Origin of the sequence: Shewanella marisflavi, assembly GCF_023283925.1 — a bacterium.
Taxonomy (GTDB): domain Bacteria; phylum Pseudomonadota; class Gammaproteobacteria; order Enterobacterales; family Shewanellaceae; genus Shewanella; species Shewanella marisflavi.
Map to the genome: position 1 here is coordinate 225,136 of NZ_JAKIKX010000003.1, position 14,889 is coordinate 240,024.

12 protein-coding genes and 1 riboswitch are annotated in these 14,889 nt (G+C 57.0%); of the genes, 11 read left to right on the forward strand and 1 reads right to left on the reverse strand.

Features of this window, described 5'->3' with window-relative positions; genetic code table 11:
• Positions 1-2: 2 nt before the first annotated feature.
• Entirely contained in the window at positions 3-3,725 is a 3,723-nt protein-coding gene (gene metH / locus L2712_RS08590; protein ID WP_248977515.1) for a methionine synthase, read from the reverse strand.
• A 330-nt stretch (positions 3,726-4,055) separates the two neighbouring features.
• Between metH and L2712_RS08595 the strand changes: the two genes are divergently transcribed.
• The 11 genes from L2712_RS08595 to L2712_RS08645 all read left to right on the forward strand — a co-directional run bounded on the left by L2712_RS08595 (position 4,056) and on the right by L2712_RS08645 (position 14,879).
• On the forward strand, positions 4,056-4,667 hold the full coding sequence (locus tag L2712_RS08595) for a histidine phosphatase family protein (protein ID WP_248977516.1): 612 nt from the start codon (positions 4,056-4,058) through the stop codon (positions 4,665-4,667).
• 68 nt (positions 4,668-4,735) lie between these two features.
• A riboswitch (cobalamin riboswitch) is annotated at positions 4,736-4,916 on the forward strand.
• Positions 4,917-5,128: 212 nt separating this feature from the next.
• Positions 5,129-5,974: an ABC transporter ATP-binding protein gene (locus L2712_RS08600; protein ID WP_248977665.1), complete on the forward strand. Its 846-nt coding sequence runs from the start codon at positions 5,129-5,131 to the stop codon at positions 5,972-5,974.
• Positions 5,961-6,995: a FecCD family ABC transporter permease gene (locus tag L2712_RS08605; RefSeq protein ID WP_248977517.1), complete on the forward strand. Its 1,035-nt coding sequence runs from the start codon at positions 5,961-5,963 to the stop codon at positions 6,993-6,995. Before L2712_RS08600 ends, L2712_RS08605 begins: the two co-directional genes overlap by 14 nt.
• Positions 6,996-7,051: 56 nt before the next feature.
• Positions 7,052-8,080 (forward strand): nicotinate-nucleotide--dimethylbenzimidazole phosphoribosyltransferase, encoded by a 1,029-nt coding sequence (cobT, locus tag L2712_RS08610; RefSeq protein ID WP_248977518.1) that lies wholly within the window; start codon positions 7,052-7,054, stop codon positions 8,078-8,080.
• Between the two features lie 48 nt (positions 8,081-8,128).
• Positions 8,129-8,896 (forward strand): adenosylcobinamide-GDP ribazoletransferase, encoded by a 768-nt coding sequence (locus tag L2712_RS08615; protein WP_248977519.1) that lies wholly within the window; start codon positions 8,129-8,131, stop codon positions 8,894-8,896.
• On the forward strand, positions 8,893-9,426 hold the full coding sequence (gene cobU / locus L2712_RS08620; protein WP_248977520.1) for a bifunctional adenosylcobinamide kinase/adenosylcobinamide-phosphate guanylyltransferase: 534 nt from the start codon (positions 8,893-8,895) through the stop codon (positions 9,424-9,426). Before L2712_RS08615 ends, cobU begins: the two co-directional genes overlap by 4 nt.
• 43 nt (positions 9,427-9,469) lie before the next feature.
• The gene (locus tag L2712_RS08625; protein WP_428848615.1) at positions 9,470-11,029 is read left to right on the forward strand and encodes a cobyric acid synthase; all 1,560 of its coding nucleotides are present in this window, start codon (positions 9,470-9,472) and stop codon (positions 11,027-11,029) included.
• A 40-nt stretch (positions 11,030-11,069) separates the two neighbouring features.
• The gene (gene cobO, locus L2712_RS08630) at positions 11,070-11,684 is read left to right on the forward strand and encodes a cob(I)yrinic acid a,c-diamide adenosyltransferase (protein WP_248977521.1); all 615 of its coding nucleotides are present in this window, start codon (positions 11,070-11,072) and stop codon (positions 11,682-11,684) included.
• Positions 11,685-12,030: 346 nt separating this feature from the next.
• The gene (locus L2712_RS08635) at positions 12,031-12,855 is read left to right on the forward strand and encodes a cobalamin-binding protein (RefSeq protein WP_428848616.1); all 825 of its coding nucleotides are present in this window, start codon (positions 12,031-12,033) and stop codon (positions 12,853-12,855) included.
• A gap of 15 nt (positions 12,856-12,870) precedes the next feature.
• Positions 12,871-13,254, forward strand: coding sequence for an MAPEG family protein (locus L2712_RS08640; protein WP_248977522.1), 384 nt, complete (start codon positions 12,871-12,873; stop codon positions 13,252-13,254).
• Between the two features lie 362 nt (positions 13,255-13,616).
• A complete protein-coding gene (locus L2712_RS08645; RefSeq protein WP_248977523.1) occupies positions 13,617-14,879 on the forward strand; it encodes an efflux RND transporter periplasmic adaptor subunit in 1,263 nt (420 codons plus the stop codon).
• Positions 14,880-14,889: the final 10 nt, after the last annotated feature.

Consider the following 14,889-nt stretch of genomic DNA (forward strand, 5'->3'; position numbering starts at 1 on the left):
CGTTAAACATCATAATCAAGCACTGGTGCCAACCAGCGCTCTGTCTCCTCGACACTCATTCCTTTACGTTTGGCATAGTCCTCCACCTGATCCCGGCCGATATTGGTTACGCCGAAGTAGCGCGACTGCGGGTGGGCGAAGTACCAGCCGGAGACGGCGGCGGTGGGGAACATGGCGTAGCTTTCGGTGATCTTAAGATCTATGGTCTCATCGGGCTTTAGTAGTTCCCACAGCAGGCCTTTTTCGGTGTGATCCGGGCAGGCAGGGTAGCCGGGAGCCGGACGTATGCCTTTGTATTTCTCGCGGATCAGTGCCTCGTTGTCTAGCTGCTCGTCGGCGGCGTAGCCCCAGAACTCCTTACGTACCCGCTCGTGCATCCGCTCGGCGAAGGCCTCGGCCAGTCGGTCGGCCAGACACTTGAGCATGATGGCGTTGTAATCGTCGTGGTTGGCTTCGAAGCGGGCCACATGCTCGTCGATGCCGTGCCCGGCGGTGACGGCGAAGCCGCCCATGTAGTCGGCGACGCCTGAGTCTTTCGGCGCGACAAAGTCGGCGAGACAGAAGTTGTCGTTACCGACACGCTCTATCTGCATCCGCAGATGGTGGGTGGTCATCTCGACCTGGCTGCGGGTCTCGTCGGTGTAGATCTCGATATCATCATGGTTAACCGTGTTGGCCGGGAAGAGGCCGATAACCGCCTTTGCCGTAAGCCATTTCTCTTCGATAATGGTTTTGAGCATCGCCTTGGCATCTTGATAGAGCTTTCGCGCCTCTTCGCCCACTACCTCGTCGTCGAGGATCTTGGGGAAGTGGCCATGTAGTTCCCAGCTGCGGAAAAACGGTGTCCAGTCGATACGCTCGATAAGATCTTCCAGCGGATAGTCGTCAAATACCTGTCTGCCCAGTTGATTGGGCACGAAAGGCGTATGCGTGTTCCAGTCCTGCTGGCAGCGGTTTTCCCGCGCCGCCTCGATGGAGATGATCTGCTTGCGCTTAGCCTGTGAATTGCGTTTGTCGCGCATCATCTGATACTCGTCATAGGTGGTGTCTATGGTCGCCTGACGGGTTTCGTTGCTGATCAGCTTAGCCACCATGGGCACGGCGCGTGAGGCGTCGGCGATATAGATAGCGCCTTCGGGGGCGTGAGGGGCAATCTTGACCGCTGTGTGTATCTTAGAGCAGGTGGCGCCGCCTATGATGGAGGGGATGGTGAGTCCCGCCTTATGGAAGGCTTTGACGTTGTGTACCATCTCATCCAGGCTTGGGGTGATCAGCCCCGACATACCGATAATGTCGACATTTTCCGCCTTGGCCACCTCGATGATCTTCTCGACCGGCACCATGACACCCAGATCGATCACCTCATAGCCGTTACAGGCCAGCACCACCCCAACGATGTTCTTGCCGATGTCGTGCACGTCGCCCTTTACCGTGACCATGAGGATCTTGCCGTTGGACTGCCCCTCGACCTTCTCGGCTTCGATAAAGGGGTTGAGGTAGGCCACGGCCTTTTTCATTACCCGCGCCGATTTCACTACCTGAGGCAGGAACATCTTACCCGAGCCAAACAGGTCGCCGACCACGTTCATGCCGTCCATCAGCGGGCCTTCGATCACATCCAGTGGACGAGTGGCCTGCTGGCGCGCCTCTTCGGTGTCTTGGTCAATAAAGTCGGTGATCCCCTTAACCAGGGCGTGCTCTAGACGCTTGTTGACCGGCCAGCTGCGCCACTCAAGATCTTCTTTCTTGGGGCCAGCGGAGCCGTCGCCACGGTACTGCTCGGCGATCTCCAGCAGCTGCTCTGTGTTGTTAGAACCTTCAACCGGGCAGGGCAGATTTAGCACCACAGCCTCAACCCTGGCCTTCAGTTCGGGATCGATATCATCATAGATCGCCAGCTGCCCGGCGTTGACTATCCCCATGTCCATCCCCGCCTGGATGGCGTGGTAGAGGAACACGGCGTGGATCGCTTCGCGCACCGGGTTGTTGCCGCGGAAAGAGAAGGAGACATTCGATACCCCGCCGGAGATCATCGCATGGGGCAGGGTGCACTTGATCTCGCGCGTTGCCTCGATGAAGTCCACCGCATAGTTGTCGTGTTCGTCGATGCCGGTGGCGATGGCGAAGATGTTAGGGTCGAAGATAATATCTTCTGGCGGGAAGCCCACTTTATCGACCAATACCCGGTAGGCGCGGGTACAGATCTCTATCTTGCGCGCCATGGTGTCGGCCTGACCGACCTCGTCGAAGGCCATGATGATGGCCGCCGCGCCGTAGCGTTTTACCAGGGTGGCCTGCTCGATAAACTTCTCTTCGCCCTCCTTGAGGGAGATGGAGTTGACCACCCCTTTGCCTTGAATGCATTTGAGTCCGGCTTCGATCACCTCCCACTTGGAGGAGTCGATCATGATAGGTACCCGGCTGATATCTGGCTCTGAGGCGATAAGGTTGAGAAACTTCTGCATCACCTCGACGCCGTCGAGCATCCCCTCATCCATGTTGATATCGATGATCTGGGCACCGTTCTCTACCTGATCCCGGGCGACCGACAGCGCCTCTTCGTATTCGCCAGTCTTGATCAGCCGCAGAAACTTGGCCGAGCCGGTGACATTGGTGCGCTCGCCCACGTTCACAAACAGGGAGTCAGCGTCTATGGTTAGGGGCTCCAGTCCCGATAGGCGGCAGGCTACGGGCAGTTTAGGCAATGTGCGCGCGCTGTGTTTAGTGACAGCCGCGCGGATCACCTTGATATGCTCAGGTGTGGTACCGCAGCAGCCGCCGATAATGTTGAGCAAACCTTCCTCTGCCCAAGGGCCTATGACCTCGGCCATCTCCTCTGGCGTCTCGTCGTACCCGCCAAACTCGTTGGGCAGGCCGGCGTTGGGGTGGGCGGAGACATAACACTCGGCGATCTTCGACAGCTCCTCCACATAGGGACGCAGTTCCTGTGGGCCCAGGGCGCAGTTGAGGCCGATAGAAAGTGGCTTCACATGGCGCAGCGAGTTATAGAAGGCCTCTGTGGTCTGGCCCGTCAGCGTGCGGCCCGAGGCATCGGTAATGGTGCCTGAGATCATGATTGGCAGGCGTTGGCCCAGCTGGTCGAATACCGTTTCGATGGCAAACAGCGCCGCCTTGGCGTTGAGGGTATCGAAGATGGTTTCTACCATGATGATGTCGGCGCCGCCTTCTATCAGTGCCTCGATGGACTCGATATAGGCGCTGACTAGCTCGTCGAAATGGATATTGCGATAGCCGGGATCGTTGACATCCGGGCTGATAGAGCAGGTGCGGTTGGTGGGCCCCAGTACCCCGGCAACATAGCATTGGCGACCAGTTGCGCGGCTCACCTCGTCACAGGCGGCGCGGGCGAGGCGAGCGCCCTCAAGGTTGATCTCCCTTGACAGCTCCTGCATCTCATAGTCGGCCATGGCCACACGGGTAGCGTTAAAGGTGTTGGTTTCTATGATGTCGGCGCCAGCCTCAAGGTAATCCTTGTGGATCTGTTTAATCAGCTCAGCTTGAGTCAGCACCAACAGGTCGTTGTTGCCCTTAAGATCGCAGGGCCAATCGGCAAAGCGTGCGCCGCGAAAGTCGGCTTCTTCCAGTTTATGGTTCTGGATCATGGTGCCCATGGCGCCGTCGAGGATCAAAATTTCGTTATTGAGTCGCTCGCGGATCGCGTCGTTAATCTGTCTTACGTTTTGAACAGGGGATGGGGTCGCCATAACTTTTACCTACTTCAACTGACCTATTGCCTAAACTGACTGCGTCTAGCTCATCGACGCACTATTTTTATTTTGGATGTATAAACGTATAGACGTCTATACTAATCGACTTATAATACCCAGGGCAAGTCAAATGAGTATAAGCGTAAACCCGGATGAAATTCGAGAGTTGCGCCGCTGCGTCCTGTTTAAACTGCATTGTATGTAAAGGCCGGCAAAGATATTTAATTTGAAAGTTTTTCAATGTGTTAATTGTCTGGCGTTGCCAAGCTTATTGCCATAAGGGTATGCTGCTAGCGACTTAACTTGAAAAGGTTTAATGCTGCGGATATGACGCAAACGACACTCTATTTGATGCGACACGGCGAATGCGAAGGCGGTAACCTGCTGAGGGGGCACAGCGATCTGCCCCTGACCGAGATAGGTTTTGCTCAGATGCAACTCGCCTTTGCCAAGCTGCCGGAGCCGGTAGACAGGGTGATCAGCTCGCCGCTTAAGCGTTGCCGCGTGTTTGCCGAGCATTTGACCAGTAAGAGTCAGATCAAGGTGGCGTTAGATGCTGGTTTAAAAGAGATCTATTTCGGCCGCTGGGATGGTCAGCCCATTCCTGAGCTGCACGCCGAGCACGGGGCTGAGTTGAGCGCCTATTGGCAAGACCCCTGGAAAAATCCCTTGCCTGAGGCTGAAACCATGGCGGCCTTTGAGCAGCGTATCGACGAGATGGTCGAGCTGTTGGTGCATCAGCATAGCGGTGAGATTTTGCTGTTGATCACCCATGGCGGGGTGATCCGTCACTTGATGGCCAAGGCCCTTGGGGTAGAGCGAGCGGTAGGCTTCTTCACCCAGCTAAGCCTGGATTACGCCAGCGTGGTTAAGATAAGTCATTACCGCGACAAGGGGGGGGAAGGCTACTGGCGATTGCACTGGCATGACGCCGAATAAGCCATGGACTAACTTGTGTTTCGCCTTGTCTCTTGGCGGAAATACCGCATAATAACCGGGCGCAGGGACCGCCTGCGCCGGGAGTAAGGTGTCGAGATCCCACAGGGAATAACTCGGACTTAATAGGGAATTGGGGAAGGCCAAGTGCCGTTAGCCCAAACTGTGCCCGCAACTGTGAGTGTGCTGCCAGGTCGTATTATCGCCCGGGTCGCCACGAGTCAGGATACCTGCCTACTCTCTAACTACTATCTCAAGCGGGTGACTTGAGGGAGCGAATAGATGAATACAATCGAAGGGCCAACTCTGGTCCCAGGGCTGCGTGCGCAGCCATGCTGCTTGCGAGGAATGCCTTGGTGAGCCAAGAAGCGAGCGCGAGTGGCGAGCAAGGCCCGAATAGCCTAGCTCTAAATAGCCAGGGCCAGAATAATCAAGGTTTAAGCAGCCAAGCGAGTCACACTAGTCTGAATGAATCGAGCAACTGTGCGCCTGTTCTCTCGGTCAATGAACTCGGCTGGCACTGCGGTGAGCGGGATATCTTATCTCATATCAGCTTAGATCTTCCCCAGGGCAAGATGCTGGGGATCATAGGCCCTAACGGCGCCGGTAAATCCACCCTACTGCGTTGCCTATATCGTTTTCTTACCCCGAGTCGCGGCGAGATCAAGCTGTTTGGCCAACCCATCGCCAGCCTGAGTGCCCGGGCCTTTGCCCGTGAGGTCGCCGTAGTGCTGCAAGATACGCCGCAGCATTTCGACATGACCACGGCGCAGCTGGTGGCACTTGGGCTGACGCCTCACAAGAGCGCCTTTTCGATGACGACCCCCGCCGACAAGCAGGCGGTGCGCCGCGCCTTGGAGACAGTGGGCTTAAGCGATCGCGCCGGGCAGGCTTACGAGTCCCTCTCGGGCGGTGAGAAGCAGCGCGCCCTGATCGCCCGCGCCATAGTGCAGCGCCCTAAGCTATTGATCCTCGATGAGCCAACTAATCACCTGGATATCCGTTATCAGATCCAGATCCTTGAGTTGCTTAAGACCCTTGGGGTGACAGTGGTGATCTCTATCCATGATCTGAATCTTGCCAGTGCCATGTGCGATAAGCTGTTGTTGCTCGATCGCGGCTGGGCCGTGGCTCAGGGGACGCCAAAGCAGGTGCTGAGTGAAGCCCAGATCGCCAACACCTTCGGTGTCTGTTGTCAGGTGGCGCCTCATCCCCAGCATGGTAATCCGCAGATCCACTATTTCTATGGCTATTACGGCGAGCAGGCCCAATCTCACGGTGAGCAGGAGGCAAATCATGTTGAGCCTTAACCGTGGCGATCATAGCGCCAGGCGCTCACTGGCGCTTGCCTGCCTGGCGCTCTTGACGCTGGCGACGCCTATTTTGGCGGTGAGCTTCGGCGCCGCCGAGATAGGCGTGATCGAGGTGCTCGAGCTATTGCTGGCTAAATTGAGCGGCGCCGATCCTGGCGGCGTCACAGCCAGGATCGTGCTGGAGCTACGTCTGCCGCGCATCTTGCTGGCCTTTATCGCTGGCTTCGGTCTGGCCATCGCCGGCGCCGTGTTACAGACGGTGACCCGCAACCCTTTGGCCGACCCCTATCTATTTGGTATCTCCTCGGGCGCCTCCTTTGGCGCCGTGGTCGTGATCACCCTGTTGGGCGGGGCAGGTGGTGCCCTGGCCAGTATCGGCTTGCCGCTCGGCGCCTTTATCGGTGCCAGCCTGGCGGTGCTTATGGTGCTGGCCTTGTGCGGCGCCAACTTGAGCACCCAGATAGAGCGTATGCTGCTCTCCGGCGTGGCGATCTCCTTTTTGTTTGGGGCGCTGGCCAGTCTGATGCTCTATTTCTCCGGGCCGCAGTCGGCCGCCGCCGTGCTGTTTTGGAGCCTGGGCAGCTTTGCCAAGGCGAGTTGGCAGATGCTCTGGTTGCCCTGGGTTATAGTGTTGGGTGCAACGGCTATCTTGCTGTTGCTCAAGCGGCAGATTTTGGCGATCAAGGCAGGAGATGAGACGGCCCATACCTTAGGGATCCAGGTGCGGCGCCTGCGACTGATCAGTCTGCTGCTCTGCTCGTTAATCACCGCCGTGCTGGTGGCCAACTGCGGCGGCATAGGTTTTGTTGGCCTGATGGTACCCCATATGGTGCGCCTCCTCTTGCCTGGTCGCTTCGCCCTGATGTTAACGGCCTTGGTGGGCGGTCTGTTTATGATCTGGGTGGATGTGCTGGCTAGGTGCCTGCTCAGCTATCAGGAGCTACCCGTGGGCATTATCACGGCGGTGATCGGTAGCCTGTTCTTTTTGTTTATTTTAGGCGGTAAGCGCCGTGGTTAGGCAAAGGTCCCCTATCGGGCGCAAGTGTTGTCAGCCAATCATAGAGGTTAAGCAGTATGTTTGAGATAGTCGGAGTCAGTGGCGAATTTGATGCCAAGATCCAGCAGCGAATCGATAGCAAGACCAAGCCCCTTGGTGCACTGGGCCAACTGGAATCTTTGGCGATGACTATCGCCCGGGTATTGGGCCCAGATAACCCGCAGATAGTCCATCCTACCTTGTTGGTGTTTGCCGGCGATCACGGCATCGCCGCCTCGGGCGTCTCTATCGCGCCCAGTGAGGTGACGACTCAGATGGTGATGAATTTTCTCTCTGGCGGCGCGGCGATTAATCTTTTTTGTGCCCAGGCTGGGGTGACCATGGAGGTGATCGATTGTGGCATTGCCAATGAAATTGCCGACCAGCCTAGGCTGATTAACCAAAGGCTCGGGGCTGGCACGGGCGCAATACATAGAGAGAGTGCCATGACCCTTGGGGCGGTGAAACAAGGCTTTGCCATGGCCAGGGAGCGAGTGGCGCTGCACCATGAGCGTGGCTGTAACCTAATTGCCTTTGGTGAGATGGGCATAGGTAATACCAGCTCGGCGGCGGCCATTATGGCGGCGTTGCTGAAGCGCGAGGCAGCCGAGTGTGTCGGTCGTGGCACAGGCATAGATGCCGCTACCCTGGCGCGTAAGCAGTTGCTGGTCGAACAGGCGCTGCATCTGCACCGCGAACAGCTTGGCGATCCCTATGGCGTATTGGCCTGCCTGGGCGGCTTTGAGATAGTGCAGATGACAGGCGCCATATTGGCGGCGGCAGAGCTTAAGATGCTGGTGTTGATCGACGGTTTCATCGCCACCGCGGCGGCTCTGGCGGCGGTGACTATCGCGCCCCACGCTCGGGACTATATGATCTTCGCCCATGAGTCGGATGAACGGGGGCATAAGCTAATGCTCGAGCACCTTAATGCGCGGCCTCTGCTCTCTTTGGGGCTACGTTTGGGTGAGGGAACCGGCGCCGCGCTGGCGGTGCCTTTGGTGCAGGCGGCGGCCAAGTTTTACAACGAGATGGCCTCACTCGAAGAGATGGGCATAGAGATTTAGCGGCAATAACCATGTAACGGTTACGGCAAGTAAAAGGATGAGGTTGGGATGTTTGCCAGAGAGTTAACCCTGTTTTTTATCGCCATGGGCTTCTTTACCCGGATCCCCATGCCGGCATGGGTGCAAGTGGATAGTGAGCGGCTCAATCAGGCGAGCCGATATTTTGCCCTGGTGGGCGTATTGGTAGGCGGGATCTGCGCCCTGGTCTATGGCCTGAGCACCAAAGTCTTACCCAATAATATTGCCATCTTAATGGTCATGCTCACGGGTTTGCTGCTGACCGGCGGCTTTCACGAAGATGGTTTGGCCGATACCGCGGACGGTTTCGGTGGTGGTTGGCGCGTGCAGGATAAGCTCACCATCATGAAAGATTCCCGCGTCGGTACCTATGGCGTGCTGGCGCTGGTGATAAGCCTGCTGTTTAAGTTTGTGCTGCTCAGTGAAATTGCCCTGTTTGATGGCGATCTTGTGATGGCGGCGCTGGTGGTAGGACACTGTTTGAGCCGCCTGCTGGCGGCTTCACTGATCTTTACCGAGACCTATGTACGCGATGATGACAGCAGTAAGAGCAAACCTCTGGCACAGTCACAGACGCTGAATGAGCTGGGGATCCTGCTTTTGACCGGCATAGTGACTCTATGGCTGAGTGGCATCGCCTCGGCGCTCTCTCTCTGCCTGGTGCTACTGGCAGTGCGCCAGCTATTGGTGCGCGGCTATCGGCGTCAGATCGGTGGCTATACCGGGGATGTCTTGGGGGCAACCCAGCAGGTGAGCGAGCTGGTCTGCTATCTGTTTATTCTGGTGATCAGCCTATGATCCATCTGGTGTTAGGCGGCGCTCGCAGCGGCAAATCACAATATGGAGTGGCCTTGGTGGCCGACTATGTGGCTAAGGGCTATGAGTGTCTGTTTGTGGCCACGGCTCAGGCGCTGGATGAGGAGATGGCAGCGCGTATTTCCCGCCATCAAACGGAGCGAGCCCAGGATGAACTTCCCTGGCAGGTGCTGGAATGTCCGCTGGCGTTGAGTGAGTGTATCGAGGCCAATGCCCAGGAGAATCGGGTGATCTTAATCGATTGCCTCACCCTTTGGCTGACCAATCAGCTACTCGAAGGGGATGCTTGGTGTGACGCTAAGGCGGCGCTGCTGCGCGCCCTAAAGACGGCCCCAGGAGCTATCGTGCTGATCAGTAACGAGGTGGGCTCTGGCGTGGTCCCTGGCGATCCCTTGAGCCGACGCTTCGTCGATGAGGCGGGTTGGCTACACCAGGCGATTGCTGAGTTGGCCGACAAGGTGGTGCTGGTTTGCGCCGGGCTGCCGCTGACGCTCAAGAATGCTGACGCTTGAGGATGCGGCGAGTCAGGCCGCCAGGGGATAGGAACTAACAGCAATGACAATGGATAACCCAAATAAGCAGTTTGATGCTGCTCAGCCGAGCTCTCAGCAGGCGGCTATCTTGATGGTGCAGGGCACCACCTCGGATGCGGGTAAGAGCACCCTGGTGGCGGGGCTATGCCGCTATTTCGCCCGTCAGGGAGATAAGGTGGCGCCCTTTAAGCCGCAAAACATGGCGCTCAACAGCGCCGTCACCATAGATGGTGGCGAGATAGGCCGCGCCCAGGCGCTGCAGGCCGAGGCCTGTTATCTGGCTCCCCATACAGACTTTAACCCGATTCTGCTCAAACCCAACTCAGATACCAGCTCGCAGGTGATTGTACAGGGCAAGGCGCTGTCGCACATGGACGGTAAAGCCTATTTCGGCAAGGATAGTCAGGGCTATCGCACCAAGGCGATGGCGGCGGTGCTCGACTCATTGTCGCGCCTAAGAGAGCAATATGCGCTGATCTTGGTGGAAGGAGCGGGCAGCCCGGCGGAGATCAACCTGCGCGAGGGGGATATCGCCAACATGGGCTTTGCCGAGGAGGTCGACTGCCCGGTGATCCTGATCGCCGACATCGACAAGGGAGGCGTATTTGCCCATATCGTCGGCACCTTGGAATTACTGTCTGAATCGGAACAGGCCAGGGTTAAGGGCGTGGTGATCAACCGCTTTCGCGGCGATATTGCGCTGTTACAGCCGGGGCTGGATTGGCTGGAGGCCAGGATAAACAAGCCTGTGCTTGGTGTCTTGCCCTACCTTAAGGATCTGCATCTTGAGGCGGAAGACGCCCTGGATGCCCGTCAAGTGAGTGCTAGCAACGCCCGTTTTCGGGTGTTGGTGTTGGTCTTTCCCCGCATCAGCAACCACACGGATTTCGATCCCCTCAGGCTGCATCCTGAGATCGACTTTCGCTATCAGACAGTGACCGAGGCCTTCGATGGCACACTGCCACAGGCGGATCTCATCATACTGCCCGGCAGCAAGAGCGTGCGTCAGGATCTGGCCACCCTGGTGGAGCAGGGCTGGGATCGCATGCTTAAAGCGCACCTAAGATATGGTGGCAAGGTGATCGGCATCTGCGGCGGTTATCAGATGTTGGGGCTGGCGATTGAAGATCCCCAAGGGGTCGAGGGTGAGGCGGGTGAAAGCGATGGCCTGGGGCTGCTGCCCATAGTGACCGAGTTGACGGCCAGCAAGCGTCTGGCTCAGGTGAGCGGTAGCCTGCACTTGCAGGGTGAGACGGCGCCAGTGACTGGCTATGAGATCCACTGTGGCCGCTCCAAGGTGCTGTCCTCGTCAAAGCATCCTTTGTCGCTTGAGGGAGATGATGGCAAGCACTTTAGCGACGGCGCAGTGTCGGCGGATGGGCAGATCTTGGGCAGCTATCTGCATGGCCTGTTCGATACCCCCGCCGCCTGTGAGCTGCTACTGAGCTGGGCGGGATTGACACAAGCTGCGGTTATCGACACTCAGGCAATTAAGCAGGCGCAGTTAGATCGCCTGGCCGATACGCTGGCCGAACATCTGGATATGACACGCGTAAGCGCACTGCTGCAGAGAAACCGCTAAAGGGCGACTGGAGCAAATGAATTATTTACAGGGGAACAGGATGAACAGTGACAAGCAGTTAGCGGACAAGGCCGAGCGTCATAAGGCGCGCCAGCAGAAGGTAAAAGAGGCGGTCGACGCCAAGATCGCCAAGGCCCAGACCGAAAAAGGGGTCTTGCTGGTGATGACGGGGAACGGCAAGGGGAAGACCACGGCGGGCTTTGGCAATATCACCCGCGCCGTGGGTCATGGCAAGAAGGCCGCCGTGGTGCAGTTTATTAAGGGCAACTGGCCCTGCGGCGAGCGCGCCGTGTTAGAGCAAGTTGGCGTCGAGTTTCATGTGATGGCCACGGGCTTTACCTGGGAGACCCAGGACAGAGAGAAAGATACTCTGGCGGCGCTGAGCGCCTGGGAGGCAGCCGAGACTCTGCTGAGCGATGACACCATAGACATAGTGCTGCTCGATGAGCTCACCTACATGGTGAGCTATCACTACCTGGATCTGGACCGGGTACTGACGGCACTTAAGAATCGTCCGCCCATGCAGCATGTCATCATTACAGGGCGTGCCTGTCATAGGGCGATTTTGGAGCTGGCGGATACGGTGAGCGAGGTGCAGCCCATAAAACATGCGTTTGAGGACGGCGTTAAAGCCCAGCTCGGCTTCGACTACTGAAAATTGCTATTGCAGTGCTCAATTTCGGCGTTGCGTCCTCATTCACGGCTCGCCTACCAGTAGGTATGTCTTCGCCGTTCATTGCGGGGCGCCTTGCACTAGAGCACTTTATGACGCAATTTAGATTTCTGCCTGTTTGCTCCTGTGGCGGTATTGTCTGCGCGGGCTTAGCCACAGAAGCAAACCGTTTGAAATGAAGGATATGGGCTTCATGACGCAATTTAGATTTCTGCCTGTTTGCCTCTGTGGCGGTATTGTCTGCGCGGGCTTAACCACAGAAGCAAACAGATTGAAATTCTCCTGCGGTGATCGGCTGGACAGATATTAATAAAGGGAAAATGAATCGATGAAGATAAGGGTTAGGCTGTGGCTGATGTTGGCCTTGTTGCTGTGCGTGCCTGGGCTTAAGGCGGCGCCTGCGAAGCGGATCATCGCCTTGTCGCCCCATGGGGTGGAGATGCTGTTTAGTATAGGGGCGGGGGATAGGGTGGTTGCGACTACAGATCACGCCGATTTTCCCGATGCGGCCAAGGCGATCCCGCGGATCGGTGGCTACTACGGCATACAGATAGAGAGGGTGATCGAGTTAGATCCTGATCTGATTGTTATCTGGGGTAGCGGTAATAAGCGCGAGGATATCGAGCGTCTGACTCAATTGGGTTATCCCATCTATAACAGTGACCCTAAGACGCTGGAGGCGGTGGCTGAAGATCTGCTGGCGCTGGGCAAGCTGACTGGCAAGGATCAGGAGGCAGAGCGGGTGGCTGAGCAGTATCTTATTGGTCTCAAGGCGCTAAGAAAGGAGAACAGGGCCAAGGCGCCGGTGAGCGTCTTTTATCAGCTCTGGTCTGTGCCCCTGATGACGGTGGCCAAGGGAAGCTGGATTGAGCAGATCATTGAGGTCTGTCATGGCGAGAATGTATTTCGAGATTCTGGCAATGAGTATCCTCAGGTGAGCCTGGAGGCCGTGCTGCTCAAGCAACCTCAGGTGATTCTGCAGAGCCAGGATGAGGGTAATGTACGCGGGATCGACTGGTCGGCCTGGCAGGAGATCCCTGCGGTGAAACAGCGCCATATCTATCAATTAGATGCCGACCTCTTGCATCGCGCCGCGCCAAGGGCCATCTTAGGGGTTGAATCTCTGTGCCAAGCCTTGGACAGGGCGAGATAATTCAGGAGAATATTAATGACTATGCTTTTGGGCTGTTTACTCTTTGCCATGTTGCTACCTTATCTGGCCAAGGTGCCTGTGGGCATGGCGATGGCCAAACAGGGGGGCTATGATAATGCCTATCCCAGAACCCAGCAGGCTCAGCTGACGGGATTTGGTGCCCGGGCCTTAGCGGCACATCAGAACGCCTTTGAGTCCCTACTGATCTTCGCGGTGGCGGCGCTGACCGTAATGGCGCGAGATAAGGTCGACGACACCGTCGGCTTGTTGGCCCTAGTGCATGTGGCGGCCAGATGTGCCTATCACCTCTTCTATCTCATGGATAAGAGCACGCTACGCTCTCTTTCTTGGTTTGTGGCCATCATCGCCGCCTTCACCATCTTTGCCCGGGCGTTCTAATTCTTTCCTGATAGCTCTTCCTGATAGCCCTTCATGATAGCCCTTCATTGGCGCAGTCCCTTGCTCTTCAGCGGTAAGGGCTGCGCACCAGCTCGCTAATCTTCCTACCGTTTTCATGATTTGTCCGCACGCTTTCATACGTCCGCGCTTTCTCATATGTCAGGCTTTCCTCATATGCGGACACCTGGGGAAAATGACCGGACACTTTTACGGGTGTCCGCGGACACTTTTAGGGGGGCGTCTAGCGGACATTCTTATCTAAAGTATTGAAAAATAGCAAATATAAAAGTTGGCACGGCAATTGTAATCCTAATGGGCAGAATTCGACTCAGTCGAGTAACGGACACTGTTAGGGATAAACAATGATTAAAGATACCAGCGGACAAGATAAGCAAGTTGCCCCCAGTCTAGGACGCCGCATTAAATGGCCTGTCACTATCGGCGCAGGTGTACTTTTAGTTTCTGGCCTGGTGTGGGCCAGTGTGAGTGGCAGTAGCGTGAGCGAGTCGATTGACCGCAGCGAGCTGCGTTTTGCCACCCTGGAGCGCGGCACTCTGGTTCGCGATATTGCCTCGACTGGCAAGATAGTCGCCGCCAATGCCCCTATCCTCTACGCCCCGGAGAAGGGCACTGTGACCCTTATCGCCAACCCAGGTGACAAGGTGGAGCAGGGCCAAGTGGTGGCAACCATTGAGAGCCACAGCCTGACCAACAGCCTCAAGCAGCAACAGGCGCTGCTGGAAGGGATGCAGAGCGCTCTGGAGCGTGCCCGTCTCGACGCTCGCCGCGACCAGCTTAAGGCGATACAGACCCTGGATATGGCTAAGGTGGATCTTGAGGCCGCCGATCGCGAGAGCCGTCGTGGCGATCAGCTGATCGAGTCTAGCCTGATCTCCAAGATAGATTATGAGAAGAGCAAGGATGAGCTGCACAAGGCCAAGTTGCTCTATGCACACGCTCAGCAGGAAGCCGAGCTGATGAAAGATACCTTGAGCTTTGAGCTGAAAAACAAGGCCTCCGAGGTGGATCGTCAGGCCTTAGTGGTTAGCGAGCTGGAACGTCAGGTGGCGGCGCTAAATATCACGGCCCCTGTCGGTGGCATCATAGGTAACTGGTTGACAGAGCAGAAGGCCCGCATCGGCCAGAGCCAGCCGATATTGACCGTGGTGGATCTTAGCGCCTTCGAGGCCGAGCTGGCGGTGCCTGAATCCTACGCCGACGAGCTGGGGATTGGCATGGATGTCGAGCTTAATTTCGGCGGTCAGCTGGTGATGGGCAAACTGTCGGCCATCTCGCCTGAGGTGCGCAACCGTGAGGTCACCACCCGAGTACGCTTTAAGCAGCAAGAGGCGTTACACCTGCGTCAGAACCAGCGCTTGTCGGCCCGCGTGCTACTGGAAAACCGTCCCGACGTGCTCATGGTCAAGCGTGGCCCCTTCGTCAACAGTGGCGGCGGTACCCTGGTCTATGCGGTCGAGGGGGAGCTGGCCGAGCGCACCGAGATCCAGCTTGGGGCACGTAGCATGAGTCATATCGAGGTGATCTCGGGTGGCGAGGCTGGTGATCAGTGGATTATCTCTTCCACAGATGCCTTTAAGAACGCGGAACAAGTATTGATCCGCTAAGGAGCGCAGC

What these genes read in the sequence shown, in the direction of transcription:
- L2712_RS08615 (WP_248977519.1), top strand. Translation starts at nt 8,129, where the DNA reads ATGTTTGCCAGAGAGTTAACCCTGTTTTTTATCGCCATGGGCTTCTTT.
- L2712_RS08645 (WP_248977523.1), top strand. Translation starts at nt 13,617, where the DNA reads ATGATTAAAGATACCAGCGGACAAGATAAGCAAGTTGCCCCCAGTCTA.
- L2712_RS08635 (WP_428848616.1), top strand. Translation starts at nt 12,031, where the DNA reads ATGAAGATAAGGGTTAGGCTGTGGCTGATGTTGGCCTTGTTGCTGTGC.
- L2712_RS08605 (WP_248977517.1), top strand. Translation starts at nt 5,961, where the DNA reads ATGTTGAGCCTTAACCGTGGCGATCATAGCGCCAGGCGCTCACTGGCG.
- cobO (WP_248977521.1), top strand. Translation starts at nt 11,070, where the DNA reads ATGAACAGTGACAAGCAGTTAGCGGACAAGGCCGAGCGTCATAAGGCG.
- cobU (WP_248977520.1), top strand. Translation starts at nt 8,893, where the DNA reads ATGATCCATCTGGTGTTAGGCGGCGCTCGCAGCGGCAAATCACAATAT.
- L2712_RS08625 (WP_428848615.1), top strand. Translation starts at nt 9,470, where the DNA reads ATGACAATGGATAACCCAAATAAGCAGTTTGATGCTGCTCAGCCGAGC.
- metH (WP_248977515.1), bottom strand. Translation starts at nt 3,725, where the DNA reads ATGGCGACCCCATCCCCTGTTCAAAACGTAAGACAGATTAACGACGCG.
- cobT (WP_248977518.1), top strand. Translation starts at nt 7,052, where the DNA reads ATGTTTGAGATAGTCGGAGTCAGTGGCGAATTTGATGCCAAGATCCAG.
- L2712_RS08640 (WP_248977522.1), top strand. Translation starts at nt 12,871, where the DNA reads ATGACTATGCTTTTGGGCTGTTTACTCTTTGCCATGTTGCTACCTTAT.
- L2712_RS08595 (WP_248977516.1), top strand. Translation starts at nt 4,056, where the DNA reads ATGACGCAAACGACACTCTATTTGATGCGACACGGCGAATGCGAAGGC.